General features: G+C 40.2%; 18 protein-coding genes and 1 riboswitch. Of the genes, 3 read left to right on the forward strand and 15 right to left on the reverse strand.

Features of this window, described 5'->3' with window-relative positions; genetic code table 11:
* Positions 1–150: 150 nt before the first annotated feature.
* The 4 genes from IRY55_RS05835 to IRY55_RS05850 all read right to left on the reverse strand — a co-directional run bounded on the left by IRY55_RS05835 (position 151) and on the right by IRY55_RS05850 (position 4,089).
* Positions 151–564 (reverse strand): universal stress protein, encoded by a 414-nt coding sequence (locus tag IRY55_RS05835; RefSeq protein WP_194562296.1) that lies wholly within the window; start codon positions 562–564, stop codon positions 151–153.
* Positions 561–1,985 carry a SulP family inorganic anion transporter gene (locus IRY55_RS05840; RefSeq protein ID WP_194562297.1) on the reverse strand — a complete coding sequence of 475 codons (1,425 nt, stop codon included), beginning with the start codon at positions 1,983–1,985 and terminating at the stop codon, positions 561–563. Before IRY55_RS05840 ends, IRY55_RS05835 begins: the two co-directional genes overlap by 4 nt.
* 103 nt (positions 1,986–2,088) lie before the next feature.
* Positions 2,089–3,309 (reverse strand): NRAMP family divalent metal transporter, encoded by a 1,221-nt coding sequence (locus IRY55_RS05845; protein ID WP_194562298.1) that lies wholly within the window; start codon positions 3,307–3,309, stop codon positions 2,089–2,091.
* A gap of 15 nt (positions 3,310–3,324) precedes the next feature.
* The gene (locus IRY55_RS05850; protein WP_194562299.1) at positions 3,325–4,089 is read right to left on the reverse strand and encodes a LamB/YcsF family protein; all 765 of its coding nucleotides are present in this window, start codon (positions 4,087–4,089) and stop codon (positions 3,325–3,327) included.
* Between the two features lie 253 nt (positions 4,090–4,342).
* Here IRY55_RS05850 and pxpB point away from each other — a divergent pair, with 253 nt between their 5' ends.
* Positions 4,343–5,077, forward strand: coding sequence for a 5-oxoprolinase subunit PxpB (pxpB, locus tag IRY55_RS05855; RefSeq protein ID WP_194562300.1), 735 nt, complete (start codon positions 4,343–4,345; stop codon positions 5,075–5,077).
* Complete coding sequence (locus IRY55_RS05860; RefSeq protein WP_194562301.1) at positions 5,074–6,063, forward strand: 5-oxoprolinase subunit C family protein; 990 nt, start codon at positions 5,074–5,076, stop codon at positions 6,061–6,063. The genes pxpB and IRY55_RS05860 overlap by 4 nt, the downstream gene beginning before the upstream one ends.
* Positions 6,064–6,098: 35 nt before the next feature.
* On the opposite strand, the gene IRY55_RS05865 is transcribed toward IRY55_RS05860, so the two are convergent.
* The 5 genes from IRY55_RS05865 to IRY55_RS05885 all read right to left on the reverse strand — a co-directional run bounded on the left by IRY55_RS05865 (position 6,099) and on the right by IRY55_RS05885 (position 11,123).
* Positions 6,099–6,872: an IclR family transcriptional regulator gene (locus IRY55_RS05865; protein ID WP_194562302.1), complete on the reverse strand. Its 774-nt coding sequence runs from the start codon at positions 6,870–6,872 to the stop codon at positions 6,099–6,101.
* Between the two features lie 120 nt (positions 6,873–6,992).
* Positions 6,993–8,237, reverse strand: coding sequence for an Nramp family divalent metal transporter (locus IRY55_RS05870; RefSeq protein ID WP_194562303.1), 1,245 nt, complete (start codon positions 8,235–8,237; stop codon positions 6,993–6,995).
* 69 nt (positions 8,238–8,306) lie between these two features.
* Entirely contained in the window at positions 8,307–8,933 is a 627-nt protein-coding gene (locus tag IRY55_RS05875; protein ID WP_194562304.1) for a helix-turn-helix transcriptional regulator, read from the reverse strand.
* An 80-nt stretch (positions 8,934–9,013) separates the two neighbouring features.
* Positions 9,014–9,961, reverse strand: a complete 948-nt coding sequence (locus tag IRY55_RS05880; protein ID WP_194562305.1) for an agmatinase family protein — start codon at positions 9,959–9,961, stop codon at positions 9,014–9,016.
* Positions 9,962–10,187: 226 nt separating this feature from the next.
* Complete coding sequence (locus IRY55_RS05885; protein WP_194562306.1) at positions 10,188–11,123, reverse strand: DUF4300 family protein; 936 nt, start codon at positions 11,121–11,123, stop codon at positions 10,188–10,190.
* A gap of 112 nt (positions 11,124–11,235) precedes the next feature.
* A riboswitch (SAM riboswitch) is annotated at positions 11,236–11,339 on the forward strand.
* Positions 11,340–11,435: 96 nt separating this feature from the next.
* Between IRY55_RS05885 and IRY55_RS05890 the strand changes: the two genes are divergently transcribed.
* On the forward strand, positions 11,436–11,762 hold the full coding sequence (locus IRY55_RS05890) for a hypothetical protein (RefSeq protein ID WP_194562307.1): 327 nt from the start codon (positions 11,436–11,438) through the stop codon (positions 11,760–11,762).
* Positions 11,763–11,794: 32 nt separating this feature from the next.
* Here the strand turns inward: IRY55_RS05890 and IRY55_RS05895 are convergent, their stop codons facing one another.
* The 6 genes from IRY55_RS05895 to IRY55_RS05920 form a co-directional block, all read right to left on the reverse strand.
* Complete coding sequence (locus tag IRY55_RS05895) at positions 11,795–12,172, reverse strand: hypothetical protein (RefSeq protein WP_194562308.1); 378 nt, start codon at positions 12,170–12,172, stop codon at positions 11,795–11,797.
* 108 nt (positions 12,173–12,280) lie between these two features.
* On the reverse strand, positions 12,281–12,739 hold the full coding sequence (locus tag IRY55_RS05900) for a GNAT family N-acetyltransferase (protein WP_194562309.1): 459 nt from the start codon (positions 12,737–12,739) through the stop codon (positions 12,281–12,283).
* Between the two features lie 15 nt (positions 12,740–12,754).
* Positions 12,755–14,269 carry an ABC transporter permease/substrate-binding protein gene (locus IRY55_RS05905; protein ID WP_408015126.1) on the reverse strand — a complete coding sequence of 505 codons (1,515 nt, stop codon included), beginning with the start codon at positions 14,267–14,269 and terminating at the stop codon, positions 12,755–12,757.
* The gene (locus tag IRY55_RS05910; RefSeq protein ID WP_194562310.1) at positions 14,266–15,195 is read right to left on the reverse strand and encodes an ABC transporter ATP-binding protein; all 930 of its coding nucleotides are present in this window, start codon (positions 15,193–15,195) and stop codon (positions 14,266–14,268) included. The genes IRY55_RS05905 and IRY55_RS05910 overlap by 4 nt, the downstream gene beginning before the upstream one ends.
* Positions 15,196–15,294: 99 nt before the next feature.
* Positions 15,295–15,780, reverse strand: a complete 486-nt coding sequence (locus IRY55_RS05915; protein WP_235961024.1) for a TspO/MBR family protein — start codon at positions 15,778–15,780, stop codon at positions 15,295–15,297.
* Between the two features lie 55 nt (positions 15,781–15,835).
* On the reverse strand, positions 15,836–16,447 hold the full coding sequence (locus IRY55_RS05920) for a flavin reductase family protein (protein ID WP_194562312.1): 612 nt from the start codon (positions 16,445–16,447) through the stop codon (positions 15,836–15,838).
* Positions 16,448–16,483: the final 36 nt, after the last annotated feature.

A 16,483-nucleotide genomic window follows, 5' to 3' on the forward strand; every position in this document is an offset into this window, starting at 1 on the left:
GTCACTGTCGTTAAAAGATAGCATATTTTTTTCTGTTTGAATAGCTTTTTTCGAAAATAATCTGAAAATGCTCGCAATATTTTTCATTCCCTCTTTTTTTCACGTAAAAAAATACAAGCGATTGCAATAAAATCGCTTGTATTTTCCCTATTATTTCACAACGGTTACAGGGCATCCGATATGTTTTACTAACTTTTGACTGACGCTTCCGAGTACTACTTCTTGTAACGCATTTAATCCGCGACTGCCGATGACGAGCAAATCTAAATCGACTGCTTCTGCATATTGCATAATCATTTTGCTCGGGTCACCTTTTAAAACGGTTTGCTTCAACTCCACATTTGCTTCTTCTGCCCATTCTACCGCTCGTTTAAATACTTTTTTTCGTTGTACTTCCAACGTCCCATGACTCGGGGTAAGCAAATGTTCTTTCTTCATTTGATCATACGTAACGACCGTTAACAATTCAACGCGCGCACCTTCGATTTTACTTGCGAGATCAATCGCATATTTCGCAGCACGTTCGGCATGGAAAGAACCATCCATCGCGACTCCAATTTTCATTTTCCAACCTCCTCATTCCATTTTTCATATAAGGCACTACTTCTCTCATTTAAGTTTATCACTTCTACTTGCACACCGCGCGCTTTACATTGCGTGACCCATTTCCATAACGTACTCGCTGCTGATTCATCCCACAGTGCACTATCTTGAAAATCCAATATACAATCATCTGATGGATATTTTTTCATCTCGTTCATAAAAGCTGTCGTAGATGCAAAAAATAGAGGTCCATGGATGCGATAGATAGTACCGTTTCGTTCAATGGTCAACTTCGATATATTCGCTACAAAAAATAAAGCACTTAATAGAACACCAATGACGACCCCGATTGCTAAATTATGAGTATATAAAATAATGAGTACAGTCATCAACATGACAAGACTTTCTGTTCGCGGAGCTCTTTGTAAAAAGCGAAATGAACCCCAATTAAAAGTTGTGAAGCTAACCATAATCATAACACCGACTAATACCGGCATTGGAATGCGTGCAACAGCATCCCCTAAAACGAGTATTAAAAAGAGTAAAAATACACCAGATACGAAAGTGGATAAACGACCTCTTCCTCCAGACTTCACATTAATGATCGACTGTCCGATTAACGCGCATCCTGCCATTCCTCCAAAAAATCCATTCACTGTATTCGCGATCCCTTGACCGCGCGCTTCTTTATTTTTATCGCTCTCTGTATCCGTCATTTCATCTAACACTTGTGCTGTGAGCAAAGACTCTAACAGACCGACAATCGACAAAGCAAAAGCATACGGTAAAATGATGAAAAGTGTTTCTAACGTTAGTGGAATATCGGGAAGTAAAAATGCGGGTAATGTACTCGGCATCGTTCCTAAATCACCGATTGTCTGTAATGAAACACCACTCCATATCGCAATCGTCGTCATCAAGATAATCGCGATTAATGGTGCAGGGATGCTTTTAATAAATCTCGGAATGATATAGACGAGAAGAAGTGTCACAATAGCATACATATAAGTAGGTATCGCCCCTCCTATTAAATAGGGCAATTGACTCATAAAAATCATAATCCCAAGCGCATTGACAAACCCGAGCATGACAGAATTTGGCACGAATTTCATCAATTGAGCGACGCCACATACACCGAGAATCCACTGGATTACCCCTGTTAAAATTGTCGCTGCTAGCATGTATTCCACTCCGTGATTAGCGACTAAACTGACAAGAACGAGCGCCATCGCTCCAGTCGCTGCTGAAATCATACCTGGCCTACCGCCGAATATGGCGGTCAATACAGCCATCGTAAAAGAGGCATAAAGTGCATAACGCGGATCGACGCCGACAATAAACGCAAAAGCTAGTGCTTCTGGAATAAGTGCCAATCCGACGACAATCCCTGCGAGAATATCCCCTTTTATATTTCCAAACCATTGTTGTTGCCACGTAATCATTTCATTCTCCTTTCTCCTTTTTCAACTTCTAGTTATCGTAACATTCGCTCACTCTTTTGAACATACGAAAAAGCTCAACACCTAGTAGATGTTGAGCTTTTCATTATGAAAATAATTTTGGAATCTCTTCCATCAAAGTTTTCACACTAAATATTGCCATCATAATGACGACAACAATACCTGGAATCGTCAACCACTTCGGATGTTTATACGTACCGACAATGTCTTTTCGATGAGCCGCAATGAGCATGACACCGAGTGCTAATGGTAAAATTAAAGCATTCGCCGCTCCTGCTAAAATTAAGACGAGCACTGGGCGCCCAATGAATAAAAAGACCGATGTTGACACGATAATAAATCCGATAATGAACCAATTACTATATTTCTCAATGAATGGGTGAAATGTGCGGATAAAGGATACAGACGTATAAGCCGCTCCGACAACAGAAGTGACCGCCGCTGCCCACATAATGATTCCGAATACTTGAATCCCAACATCTCCTAACGCGTATTGAAACGCTTCAGCTGCAGGGTTGCCCTCTTCATTTAATACATACCCTTGTGAAACAATTCCTAAAATCGCGAGGAAGAGAGCGATTCGCATGACACCTGTTACCCCAATTCCGATTAAGGAACTCTTCGTGACATCCGGAAGCCCTTCTTGCCCTTTAATGCCTGCATCTAATAAACGGTGGCCTCCTGCGAATGTAATATAACCACCAACAGTTCCCCCAACAAGCGTAATAATCGCAAATATACTCATTTGTTCAGGCCATAGCGTATTCGCTAATGCCTCTTTTACAGGAGGCGTCGTTTTAAAGGCGACATAAATCATTAATCCGAGCATCGTCACGCCAGCAAGTTGAGCGACACGGTCCATCACTTTTGCAGCTTCTTTCACTGCAAAAACGAAAATCGCGAATAATGCACTAATTCCTGCTCCTAGGACAGGATCAATCCCTAACATCGCATTTAAACCGAGCCCCGCTCCTGCAACGTTTCCAATATTGAAAGCAAGTCCTCCGAAGACGATAAACGCAGCAAGCACATATCCTAGTCCAGGCAACACTTTATTCGCAATTTCTTGTCCGCGTAAGCCAGATACCGCAATAATTCGCCACACGTTCATTTGAGCGAATACGTCTAAGACGAGTGAAATCATAATGACAAAAGCGAAACTTGCCGCAAGTTGTTGCGTAAAGACTGCCGTTTGTGTTAAAAATCCTGGCCCGACAGACGAGGTCGCCATGAGAAATGCCGCTCCAAATAACACGCTATTTTTCGTAGCGGATGATTGTTGTTCATTTAATAATGGTTGCTTCATAGTGTAACTTCCTTTCTAAGACGACCCAACTGGCTCGATTTTCACTTCTTTATTCGTTAAATGTTGTGCGATTTTTTTCACGAAATGAACCGCTTGTACCGTATCTCCATGAACACATATTGTATGCGCTTCCAAAGGGACGACCGTTTGATCTACTGCTGTTACACTCCCACGCAAAACCATTTGTTCAATTTGTTGTAATGCTATTTCTTCCTCTATAATCATCGCATTTGACAATGTGCGAGATGTTAATGTTCCATCTGGCTGATATGTGCGATCAGCAAATACTTCATGAGCGACCGTTAAGCCTAGCGCTTCTCCTGCTCTCGTCAGTTCACTGTTTGCAAGTCCATATAAAATCAACGTAGGCGAACTGTCATAAACAGCTTGAGCAATCGCTTGTGCGAGTTCTTCATTTTTCGCTGCCATATTGTACATCGCACCATGGGGCTTCACATGATGAATCAATTCTCCGTGCAATTGCGCAAACCCTTGTAATGCACCAATTTGATAAATGACCATGTCATAAGCTTCTTGTGGACTAACAGCCATTTCTCTGCGGCCAAATCCAACTAAATCAGGAAAACTCGGATGAGCGCCTATTTTCACTCCGTATTCCACTGCTTTTTCTACCGTTTTTCTCATAACAGTAGGATCTCCTGCATGAAAACCACAGGCAATATTCGCACTCGTAACATATTGTAAAATTTCATCTTGTTCACCTAATTCATAGCGACCGAAACTTTCTCCTAGGTCACAATTTAAATCAATCGTTTTCATTCCATAAGCCCTCCACTCCATAATTTTTCTCTATTAGTTTCATATTTCGAAACTTCTGTGCTGAAAGTTAAAATTTATTCTAACATATTTTTAAAATTCGTCATCCTTTTTCTTTCTAAAAAAATAAAGTCTAACTTTTTAGTTTTTTAACAACTTTCACTTGTTTTTTTAATAGAACAATTTATAATACAGGCATACCCGAATTTCAAAACTTTAGTTTCGTATATCAGTACTAAAAAGGAGGCAGAAGCCGATGAATGAAACTGTTTCCCTAAAACCACTTAGCGAGAACGCGATTTACATTTCTTTTGGCGAAACGATTGACGACACGATTTATTCACAAATTCGTCACTTTACACAGCAATTAGACGCTCAACCTTTTCCAGGAATGATTGAATATGTACCTGCTTATACAAATATAACGATTTATTATGATCCAATCGCTGTTTTACAATTGAATCAATACTCTAAAAAGAATCTTTTTTTACACTCTCCTTTTGAAATCGCTTCCAATTATATCGAACAATTACTGCAACATTCATATACGAAAAAGGTTGATGAGGTCGAACACATCGTGTCTATTCCTGTCGTATATGGTGGAGAATATGGTCCTGACTTAGCATATGTTGCGAAGCATCATCACTTAACCGAAGAAGAGGTGATTCAGATTCACAGCGAACGCACATATCGTGTCTATATGTTAGGTTTCGCACCAGGATTTCCTTTTTTAGGTGGATTGGATGAACGACTTGCCACTCCACGCAAAGCGACACCACGGCTATACATAGAAGCTGGTTCGGTCGGCATTGCGGGAGCACAAACCGGAATTTATCCATTAAGTACACCAGGCGGGTGGCAAATTATTGGGCGCACACCGCGGAAGTTATTTTTGCCTGAACAAACTCCACCTACTTTGTTGCGAGCAGGAGATCTCATTCAATTTCAGCCGATTTCTGAAGAACAGTGGGAAGAGGAGGTTAAACGATGAGTATTACAATCATTCATCCTGGACTGATGGCGACGATTCAAGATTGTGGACGTTTCGGATTACAAAAGTACGGCGTCATCGTAAGTGGAGCAGCCGACTTAATGTCTCATCGCCTCGCTAACATCCTAGTCGGTAATGAAGAAAATGCAGCGACGATGGAAGTGACGATGTTCCAAACTGCTTTTCGATTTAATGAAGCAACATTATTTGCAATTACTGGTGCAAATTTGCGACCGTTACTCAATGGGAAAGAAATTCCGATGTGGCGCCCTCTCCTCGCTCAACCAGATGATGAATTGCGCTTTCAAGCACCTTTGGAAGGTTCGCGTTCCTATGTCGCTTTCGCAGGTGGCCTTCTTGTCCCGAGCGTTTTGAATAGTAAAAGTACTTATTTGCGCGCACATATTGGTGGATGGAAAGGACGAGCTTTGCAACGAGGGGATACGATTCCATTCGGACTACTCCATGCACAAAACGAACAAATGAAACGCTACGTATTGGAACACGAGTCGATTTCTTGGTCTATTCGCCATTCAGAATTTGTTTCTTTCGAAAAAAATCGGGTCATCCGTTTCACAGAAGGCTTACAATATGAGAACTTTACAGAAGATGCAAAACTTGCGCTTGAGCAGACAATGTATACGATGACGGCTCAATCGGACCGGATGGGGTGTCGTTTATCAGGAGAACCTTTACGTTTAAAAGAACGAAAAGAAATGTTATCTGAGGCGGTAACTGCGGGTACAATTCAAATCCCAAATAACGGGCTTCCCATTGTTTTACTCGCAGATTGTCAAACGACAGGAGGCTATCCGAAAATCGGGCAAGTAATCTCTGTAGACTTACCCCGAGTCGCTCAATTACGTCCCGGGGAGGCAATACAATTTAAAAAAATAAGCCCTCAAGAAGCTGAGCACCTTTATTTACAACGAGAATGGCTATTTCGTCAACTTCAAATAGGTATCGCTTTAAAAATACGCAACTAAAAAACCTTCAACTGTGCTAATCAGTTGAAGGTTTTTTAAATGTAATGGATATGCGATGGATCATACCCCATTTTTTCAGATATTTGAAGTGCTGCTTCTTTCACTGCTACTCCATATGTACGAACGATCTCTTCTGTATAATTCGCTTCGAGTCCTGCCATACTTAATGCACCGATCACTTCCCCACGATAATCGAAAATGGGAGCACCTACTGCTGCTGTATGATCTTCGAGTTCTGAATAACTGACCGTATACCCATCTCTTCTCGCCTGCAATACAGCATAACGTATCGTCGTTTCATCCGTCATCGTTTTAAGTGCCATCGGATGAAGAGCCGTTCTTTCAAGGTAGTCTCGCAATTCTTGTTCATTTAGAAAGGATAAAATCGCACGAGGACAAGCCCCGGCATAAAGAGGACTTCGACGCCCAATTGCCGTATACAACTTCACTCGTTGATATTGGTCAATTTTTTCGATATATACTGCTTCATCTTTTTCACGCACGGTTAAATTGACAGCTTCATGGAAACGTTCATGTAAAGCATCCATATGAGGATAAGCAATTTGTCTTAAATCGATGCGACTGGATACGAGATGTCCAAACTTCAAAAAAAGCGTTCCGAGACGATATTTCGCATCGTCTCCTTTTTCTAGAAATCCAATATCTTCTAAAGATCGAATCATGCGATAAACTGAGCTTTTCGGAATTTGTGAAATATCGATCATTTCCTGAAACGTTAAAGCCGGATGATCATAAAAAAGCTCAAGAATATCCATCGACCGGACGACTGTTTTATTTTTTTGACTCATGCTCTCACCTCATCCATTATTTATATTGTATTCGTATGCTGTATCATACCATATTTTCAATATAAAATAGAGTCCAACTAAAAAAACATAGTCGTATGAAAATCGACTATGCCTCAAATTTTAAAAAGCTCCGAAAGCATCTAAAATACTGTACCCACCTAAAAATATGCAAACTCCTGTAATGATTGTTCCAACAATATTGATGAACCATCCGTTACGATGCTCTCCTAACAATTTTTTATTATTCATAACAATCATTAAATAAATGGCGATGACCGGCAATAAAATACCATTTAACACTTGCGCTAACAATAAAACATCCATCGGTTTAAAGCCTAATGCTGATGTGACGATGCCGATGATGATAACGCTTGCAAATATTATTTTAAAACGTTTGTTTTGCATGCCGCCTTCCCATTTAAACACACTCCCAATAGTCAATGCAGCACCAAGTGGACTTGCTAAAGCAGATGAAAATCCTGCTGCAAAAATTCCGATACTAATAAATGTTTTTGCCCATGAACCGAAAAGAGGTTCCAATTGAATTGATAAATCTGCTACCGATTGCACTTCGTGTCCATACATGACCGTTCCAGCTGTAATTAAAATCGCAGCCGTGATAAGACCACCTACTGTAATCGAAATGACTGTATCCGCACGTGCGACACGTAAATCATTGGGTGAATGCCATTTTTCGCGTACCATACTCGAATGCATAAAGAAATTGTACGGGACGACCGTCGTTCCAATTAATGCTATGACGAGCAAAATAGAACCAGTCGGCAGTTGTGGTAAAAGCGCGCCTTGCAATACTGCACCGATATTCGGCTTCACGACAAACATCGTCGTCAAGAACGTAGCACTCATTAAAACAATCAATACAATCATCACTCGTTCAATCGTTTTATAGTTTCCTTTAAGTCCAATCATTAAAATAATAACGCCGATAAGCGGGCTCACCCAATGAGGTGGAATATCAAATAATGTGGAGATTCCCATCGACGTTCCCAATAAATCTCCGGACATATAAGCCGCACTTCCAACACCAATTGAAATCGCAACGAGCCAAATCGAGCCGAATTTCATCAGTTTATTGGTGAATAAATCGTGAATTGCATTTCCTAAATCTTTGTTAGCAATAATCCCGATACGCATCGACATTTCTTGGAGGACAATTGTCGTAATAATCGAAAATATAACTGCCCATAAAATTGCATATTCAAATCCAGCTCCTGCGCGCGTCGCAGTCGTCACTGTTCCTGGACCGATAAAAGATGCCGTCACAATCGCACCGGGTCCAATGTTTTTTAGCTTCTCTTTCAAACTCGGCCTCGGTGCAACCACCTTATCTTTCGCTTGCGTCATATTCATTTCCCCTTTTAACAGAAAATTCTGTAAATTTTCTTTTAGGAGGAACGGCAAGCGTCCCTCCCTCTATTTATGATCTAAATCGTTATAAATGGTTTGTTTCGATACATTCAATATTTCAGCCACTCGATCTGTAGAATTTTTAATTAAAAACACACCTTTTTGATCGAGTAATCGCACGAGTTGTTGACGTTGTTCTTTCGAGCGTATAGGAGGATGAATGTCCATCTCACGAAATGTTTGATCGATAATGTTTTCAAATACTTCATCGATTGTATTTCCGTATTGTTCTTGAACATTCGCATCCCCATCTTTCGTCTTGAGCAACTGATCTAAACTCGCTTGCCACTGTATCGCGGTTGTCAAATCAAAATTAATCCCGAACACTCCTACAATGTTTTCGTTCTCATCTCGAATGAAAACGATGGATGTTTTAATTTTTTTTCCGTTTTGTGCAGTTGTAATCATTCCATTAATGTCTTGAATTTGGTCTGGTGCTTTTTTCATCTCTTTTAAAATGAAATCCGTTACGGGGGCGCCTAACTTTCGTCCTGTTACATTTCCACGTAAATAGACGACGGCTTCATGCAAGTTTTCTAAATCATGAATGACGACTTCGCAATCATCCCCGAAAATCTCATAAATGGCATCCCCTGTTTTGATATACGGTTCAAAATACGGTTTTAGTTTCATAATTTATCTCCTCTATTCCCCATTTGGTAAGTTTAATCAAATCATATGTGATTTCCAAATGTCAAATAGTTTCAAAAAAATTATGCTTGTTGTTCATGAATAATATTGCCTGCTAATGCGTATAAAACAACAGTCGACACAAGATGTGCAGAAAATTGATTCGGATCTTGTTGTGGGTAAATCTCCACAAAATCCATACCGATTAATCCGAGTTTTGCAAACTCATGAACGAGTGTTAATAATTCATGAGAGGTTAAACCGTTCCCATCTACCGGTCCGCCTGGATTAAAGGCATAGTCCATAACGTCACTACAAATACTTAAGTAAACACAGTCAACCTCTTGGGCAGCGAGCTCATAAATTTCTTTTGCATATGCTTTTAAGTTAGCCGTACGGTCTTTAATATCATTCACCGTAATCGTAACTGCTCCCGCTTCTTTTGCATTGCGACCAGCAAGTGGTTGGTTACGTGGTCCGTGAATCCCTGTATGAATGATGCTTTCATTGCGAACGCCTTCTTGTTCATAAAGGCGCGCAAATGGGCTACAACGAGCATACTCGTCTCCATTATGAGAAGGTAAGTTATCATAATGTGCATCTAAGTGAATAATGCCGACTTTTTTCCCTGTTTCCGTTAAGCCACGAACAATCGGGAATGTGACACCGTGATCGCCACCTAGTCCGATGATGAATTTCCCTGTTTTCCATAAATCATTTGAAAATGCTGTAATGCGGTCCATCGTTTCGTCTACATCATGAGGAACGACTGAAATATCACCAGCATCTCCTAACTTGACATGTTCAAATACATCAACATGATCAAGTTCTGGCAAATATCCTGAATAACGTCCTGAACAAAGACGCATCACTTTCGGTCCAAGTTCACAACCTGTATAATCTCCCCAAGTGACTGCGCCTTCCCAAGGAATACCATAAACAATCGCATCAACTGATTCGTATTCTTTCGTTTTTGAAATGTTTTTCGCATTTAACATCGTTTGCGTATTCCCGTATAAAATATTTGTCATTTCATTCACCTCTTTAATTTTTTAAAAATAAAACGTTTACATTTACAAACTTTAAAGATTTTTTTAAAAAAAGTCAAATGTTTTTTGGTTTATTTTAAAAATAAAAAGAATAGTCTGAAAAGTTTCACTAGGGAAAGAAATAAGTTTAACGTTGATATACCAAGCGTTCTATATAAAAAATCAAACGAATTTCATATTTCATTCGTTTGATTTTTATTCAAATTTTTTAAGATGGATTGTCTAAATTCGGACGATAGCCTTCGATGAGTTGATCATTTTCCAAAATAATCGGTTTCGCCATCGGTTGATGTTGATTAACATCGTACTTCGTCATCCAATAATCATTTAACGCTTGGCGATGTGGGAAGGTCATTAATTGATAAGGTTCTTGGAAAGAAACTTTTTCTAGCAATGTAATTCGCCCTTCCTCTTCTTCGAAAATGATTCCTGTATGCCCGACAAATAAAAAGTTCCCCTCATCTTCCATCGCATGAAGCCATACTGTCCCGATGGATACGTCTCCTTTCGGAAATTCAATTTTTCGTTCTTTCAACATATGTTGAATTTTTTCAAGATGAGGTTCGATTTCTTTCGATTCATCTGTCTCTACTTTACTGAACAACTGTTTAAATTCTTCTAGTTGCTCATCATTAAACACATCGTCTGGACTTGTTTCAATGGCGTCCCGGTCCATAAATAACTGCCCGTCCGCTGCAGGTTGAACGGATGGCAAAACGAGAAGGTCTCGCAATAGTCCATATGATGTGATGCGACAATTGTATCCGATAAATTCGCCTTGTTCTTCTTCCCACTTTTCATATTGAAAGTCAGGGTCAATCTCTAAAAATTGATACGGTAATCGTTCAAACGATTGCTGAACGAGTCGAGTCGTATCAAAATATTGCAAAGAACGGTCCACATCATTCCAAAAAAACTGTTGATTTACTTCTTGTATCCCCACTTTTTCAAAGCGCTCTTTCAAATATTGACGGGAAGCCTCATCGACGAGGTGACTCCATTGAATATTATAAGATTGTAATTGGTCGAGCGCTTTCGACGTCGATTGTTCGATCGATTGTTCTTCTTTCTGTTGCACAATTTCTGGACTTTGACAGCCGACGAGTAACGCGCAGCCAACTAAACTTATTAATACCTTTTTCATCTCATGTTCCTTCTTTCTTCATTTTCTCCTCGTATTAAACGAATCGCACGCTTAAAATGTTTGGCCCTTTGACAACTTAAAACATATTTGTTAAAATAAAAATGTCGAATAATCCTTATCAAGAGCAAGTGAGGCACCTGGGCCTTTGACCTTGCAGCAACCGGCATATATGCACGGTGCTTCGTCCAGCAAGTTGGAAAACTTGAAAGATGAGGAAGAGAACGGTTTATACACAACCCTCTTCCTAGTAATAGGAGGAGGGTTTTTTCTTCCCTTGATAAGTATTCGAACACTTTTTAAGGAGAGAGGATTATGACAAAACATTCATCAGAGATTAAAGTAACGAGCACAGCAACAGCGTATTTAAAAAAGAATTTGCAACTGAAGGAAGAGCGTATGAAAAAGTGGAAGGAATGGGAGAACGTCTCTCGTTTAATCATTCGGGTGTACGAACAATACCAACCGATCATTTTGTGTGCGGAAGAAGCAGATCTCGCGTTCAACGTTCTGCAAGAAGACAATGAAACGTTCATCCGTTGGAAAGATGGTGGACGAGAGCGTTTTATCAACCGTCAATTTATCATCTCTTTCGATTTTTATCCAGCAGGTGTACCGCTCGAAGACGAATCGATCGCTTAACAAAAGCCGTAGACTTCACCCGTCTACGGCTTTTATTTTTTTAAATTTAATTCGTTCTTAATTTGTATTTTGCGAAGCGATGCTCGCGCTCGTCCGCGTAAATCAAATAAGCGCATATTTTCCACATCTCGTTCTAGCTGCTCCAATTCTTGTAACAATTTTTCTTCTGGATATCGTTTCCAATGTGCTTCTATTTCTCTTTCTTTCAAAATTTTATCGATTTCTCGCATTTTTTGTGGAATTTTTTGTTCGAAAGGCTGTTCTGTCAATACACTTTCGACACGATGTTTACGGATGAGCGCTCCGTGATTCACAGCAATCGTCATGCGCTTCACTTCTTTCGTTAAACGAACATACCGGTGTAGCGCTTCTTTTTTTAACGTTACATCCGTTAAAGCATCGAAGGACATTTCCAAGCAAACATGCGGTGCATAAGCGATTTTTCACATATTAAACGTTTCACTTTTTCCTCCTTTCAAAAAAGATGAGACATATCGAAATATGCTCACCTTTTATCACTATTGCTCTTTTTCCATCGTCACGAGAACGATGATTTCTCCGTGACGTTCGACTTCTCTTCTTTGGATTTCTTGATAGCCGAGAGATTTATACAATTGAATATTCGATGCAATCATGAGACGCACGTTGCAACGAACCGCACGGAGCCCTAGTTTCTCTGCCTCTTGTTCTAATACTCGTATAAGTTCTTTTGCATAGCCCTTCCCTCGCGCTTTTCGGCGGACAGCTAGGCGATAAAAGTAAAGATAATCATCTTCTTGTCGAAAACGAACCGAGGCGAGCGCTTCTCCTTCATCTTCTAATACGTAAGCCCGGTCAATGGTCGCTAAACGTTCTTCCGCTTGTTCTAACGTTTCATTCAATGCTCCTGCTGGAATCGGATCGTCAGCATATTCGCTAAAAGCATCCATCATAATCTCATGGACAAGTGTAGCATCTTTCGTTTCAATCACTTGCATATCACAACACCCTCCTCATCTTTTTTTAATCAATCCTTGTTCAAGCAAGTAATTTCGTGCGACGTCTTTCGCACTTTCTCCTCCTACATTAACCGCTTCATTCATTTTTTGCATTTCTTCATCCGTTATTTTCCCCGAAAGCTTCTCTAAAATAACGGGGAGCTCGGGATATTGCTCAATAATTTCTTTTCGAACGAGTGGTGCTCCTTGATATGGAGGGAAAAGAGACTGATCATCTTCTAACACTTTCAAATGATACGTCGCTAATTCGCTATCGGTCGAATACGCATCTAACACATCAATCTCTCCACTTTCCATCGCGGTATAACGAAGCTTCGGTTCCATCGTTACGACATTCGAAAATGTAAGGCCATAAAGTGATTGCAATCCGACATAACCATCTTCACGGTCAGAAAACTCTAATGTAAACCCTGCTTTTAATCGATTCGCATACGCTTTCAAATCTGAAATCGTTTCAACTTGAAGTTCTTCTGCATCGCTTTCTCGTATCGCTAAAGCATACGTATTATTGTATGCCATCGGTTCTAAATAGACGAGCCCGTATTCAGAAGCGATTCCTTCTTTCGCCTGTTCATACACTTCTCGCGCTTCATGTGTTGTGAGAGGCTGTTTTAACAATTCATTTATTACCGTACCTGTAAACTCTGGATAAATATCGATACTCCCTTGTCTTAATGCATTGAAGACAAATGTCGTCTTACCAAGACCTGGCTTTAATGTGACCGAAAGATCTGTTTCTTCTTCAATGAGTTGCCCATACATTTCAATCAAAATTTCAGGCTCTGCTCCTAATTTTCCTCCGATCACAATCGATGACTCCGATGATTTCATAAATAATGGAGCAAGTATGATGCCAAAAGCTAAAAGTAACATACTGATAAAAGCGATTCCCGCTGAGCGGTACGATAAACGTTCCATCCCGCGCAGTAATGCGTCAAAAAATAAAGCTAATAAAGCGGCAGGAACTGCTCCTAAAATAATAAGTTCCGGTTGATTCCGATCAATTCCGAGTAAAATTAAATCTCCAAGTCCTCCCGCTCCGACTAAAGCAGCTAATGTAGCAGTCCCAATAATGAGTACCATCGCTGTCCGTATCCCTGCCATCATGACAGGCATCGCTAATGGAAGCTCAATTTTAAATAAACGTCGCATCCGGCTCATGCCGAGTCCTTCTGCTGCTTCAATGAGCGAAGCATCGACTTCTGTAATTCCTGTGTACGTATTGCGCATAATCGGCAATAAAGCATATACAACGAGCGCAATTAAGGCTGGAATTTTTCCGATACCGAATACCGGAATCATTAATCCGAGCAAAGCGAGCGACGGAATCGTTTGCATTACAGCCGTCATATTGATGACGCTTTCTGCTATTTTACGATGTCTCGTTAAATAAAGGCTTAACGGAACCGCAATGATTACTGCAAAAAACAAAGCGATAAAGGAAAGTTCAATATGCTCAAGGAGTGCAACGAACAATTCATCTTTTCGCGCATGCCAAACATTCATCATGAAACGTCACCTCGCCCGTCTAAGTAATGTCCGAGCTGACGAAAAGCATGCTCTCGTTCAATAGTTCCGATTTTTTGACCGTTTTCGATAACGTGTACGAGCGATGTATTCGTCAATAAATGAAGTAATTCTTCTACATCTGTTGACGATGGAATCGTAGGGGCTTCCATTGAAATACCGGGCTTCATCAGCTGTTTAACTGTCACCTTTTTGCGTTGCATAAATTGTTTCACGAAATCATTTTTCGGTGTTTCGTAAAACTGTTGGGGGGTACCCATTTGTTCGATTGCTCCATCATTTAGTAAACAAATGCGATCGGCTAATTTCAAGGCTTCATTCATATCGTGCGTCACAAAAACAATCGTCTTTTGAATGTTTGCTTGAATGTCTAACAATTCATCTTGTAACTTTTCACGACTGAGCGGGTCTAATGCGCTAAATGGCTCATCCATCAATAAAATATCAGGGTCAGCTGCTAAAGCACGCGCTACCCCTATTCGCTGTTGTTGTCCTCCCGACAACGCATCTGGATAGCGTTGATGATATTCTTCATACGGTAAACCGACAAGAGCCATTAACTCTTGAACACGTGTTTTAATTTGTTCATTTGACCATTTTTTCATTTGGGGAACGAGTGCGATATTTTCTTCAATTGTCATATGTGGAAAAAGCGCAATTTGTTGTAAAACATATCCCATATTCCAACGAAGGGATTCCACTTCTAATGTTTCGATATTACGTTCATCGATTTCAATACTTCCACCTGTTAAAGGAATGAGTCGATTCATTAATTTTAGTGTCGTCGTTTTTCCACAACCACTCGGACCGACTAAAACGAGAAATTCACCTTTTTGAATCGTCATATTTAAATCACTTAACACTTCTTGATCACCGTATCGTTTCGATACATGTTTGAATCGTATCAAATCATCGCCTACTTTCCATTACCTAATGTTCTCATTTTCCCCTTTATTATAAGGAATAAACCGTAAAAAAAGCATCGCGTAAACGATGCTTCATTGCACTTATTTTTCTGGTTGATTTAAAACGATTGTTCCTGCATTTAAATACGTCGCAAATGCGGTCCATCCAAGATAAGGCAACATGAGTCGGCCGGCTGTTTCATCGACTTTATAAAATGAAGAAGTCGTTGCCCCTACAAGTCCTAACAGCATGGCGATATCGACAAGACCTGCTTCCTTATTTTGTTTACCGAAGTATAAATACGACCATAAAAAGTTTAATCCAAGTTGACTATAGTACAATTTAGATGCTGGTCCATTCTCTTCTTTTTGCTTTACAAGTCCGTGTGCGACGCCCATCGTCGTATATAAAATAGGCCATACAATTGGAAAAACGACAGTCGGTGGTGAAAAGGGTGGCTGTTTCATCTGTTCATACTGTTCTTTCGTTTGCTCATTTTTAGCATTTAAACGATTTGCAATATATCCTGATGCCATTCCGCCTACTACAGGTACCGCAATCGTCCATGCCCACTTTGTCCATTTCATATCCATCACCTCTTTTACCATAATTCCCCGTTCTTTCCTTGATTAAACGTCTACATTATTTAGGGCGTTCCATTTCGAAGTGTTCTCCTATTTTAGCATAAGAAGCGCCTGCTAAACGACTAACGGCTCTCAGTTGTTTAGCATCGATTCGTCCGTGATCGTACAGTATAGGATCAATATGAAATTGGACGATACGTGCGATGAGAAGATCACAACCTACTTCATCTCCCACACCTCCTAGTTCGATTGCTTTTTCTAGCGTACACTCCATTCGAATTTTCGCTTCTTGAACTCCTGGCACATGAACATATGTACTGGCAAGTGGGGTCATGTTCGCTAAAATAACTTCGCTCACTTCTACCGAAACAGATGCTGCTGTTTTATTCACTTGTTCAACATTTTGTTCATCCACGATGTGAACGACGAGCTCTCCCTTTGCAATCGCATGACGGGCTGTATCTTTCATTTTACCATTCATCCGTTGAACGGAAATCGAAATCATTGGTGGATTCGCTGTTACGATATTAAAATAACTAAAAGGCGCCCCGTTTAAAACGCCATCTTCTGACAATGTCGTCACAAAGGCAATCGGTCTCGGAATGATACTTCCGACTAAAAACTTGTAATTTTCTCGTTCACTCAACTCATTCGGATCAATCGATAACATAGACTTCATCCCCTTCTCTTAAATTACGTGTACTGT

Source organism: Savagea serpentis (assembly GCF_015351395.1).
Taxonomy (GTDB): Bacteria; Bacillota; Bacilli; order Bacillales_A; family Planococcaceae; genus Savagea; species Savagea serpentis.

Bases quoted from the DNA above. Each gene is read 5' to 3' on its own strand.
- IRY55_RS05920 (WP_194562312.1), bottom strand. From the start codon at position 16,447: ATGTTATCGATTGATCCGAATGAGTTGAGTGAACGAGAAAATTACAAG.
- IRY55_RS05850 (WP_194562299.1), bottom strand. From the start codon at position 4,089: ATGAAAACGATTGATTTAAATTGTGACCTAGGAGAAAGTTTCGGTCGC.
- IRY55_RS05845 (WP_194562298.1), bottom strand. From the start codon at position 3,309: ATGAAGCAACCATTATTAAATGAACAACAATCATCCGCTACGAAAAAT.
- IRY55_RS05895 (WP_194562308.1), bottom strand. From the start codon at position 12,172: ATGTCCTTCGATGCTTTAACGGATGTAACGTTAAAAAAAGAAGCGCTA.
- IRY55_RS05915 (WP_235961024.1), bottom strand. From the start codon at position 15,780: ATGAAATGGACAAAGTGGGCATGGACGATTGCGGTACCTGTAGTAGGC.
- IRY55_RS05880 (WP_194562305.1), bottom strand. From the start codon at position 9,961: ATGACAAATATTTTATACGGGAATACGCAAACGATGTTAAATGCGAAA.
- IRY55_RS05840 (WP_194562297.1), bottom strand. From the start codon at position 1,985: ATGATTACGTGGCAACAACAATGGTTTGGAAATATAAAAGGGGATATT.
- IRY55_RS05885 (WP_194562306.1), bottom strand. From the start codon at position 11,123: ATGAAAAAGGTATTAATAAGTTTAGTTGGCTGCGCGTTACTCGTCGGC.
- IRY55_RS05905 (WP_408015126.1), bottom strand. From the start codon at position 14,269: ATGATGAATGTTTGGCATGCGCGAAAAGATGAATTGTTCGTTGCACTC.
- IRY55_RS05865 (WP_194562302.1), bottom strand. From the start codon at position 6,872: ATGAGTCAAAAAAATAAAACAGTCGTCCGGTCGATGGATATTCTTGAG.
- IRY55_RS05890 (WP_194562307.1), top strand. From the start codon at position 11,436: ATGACAAAACATTCATCAGAGATTAAAGTAACGAGCACAGCAACAGCG.
- IRY55_RS05870 (WP_194562303.1), bottom strand. From the start codon at position 8,237: ATGACGCAAGCGAAAGATAAGGTGGTTGCACCGAGGCCGAGTTTGAAA.
- IRY55_RS05860 (WP_194562301.1), top strand. From the start codon at position 5,074: ATGAGTATTACAATCATTCATCCTGGACTGATGGCGACGATTCAAGAT.
- IRY55_RS05875 (WP_194562304.1), bottom strand. From the start codon at position 8,933: ATGAAACTAAAACCGTATTTTGAACCGTATATCAAAACAGGGGATGCC.
- pxpB (WP_194562300.1), top strand. From the start codon at position 4,343: ATGAATGAAACTGTTTCCCTAAAACCACTTAGCGAGAACGCGATTTAC.
- IRY55_RS05835 (WP_194562296.1), bottom strand. From the start codon at position 564: ATGAAAATTGGAGTCGCGATGGATGGTTCTTTCCATGCCGAACGTGCT.
- IRY55_RS05900 (WP_194562309.1), bottom strand. From the start codon at position 12,739: ATGCAAGTGATTGAAACGAAAGATGCTACACTTGTCCATGAGATTATG.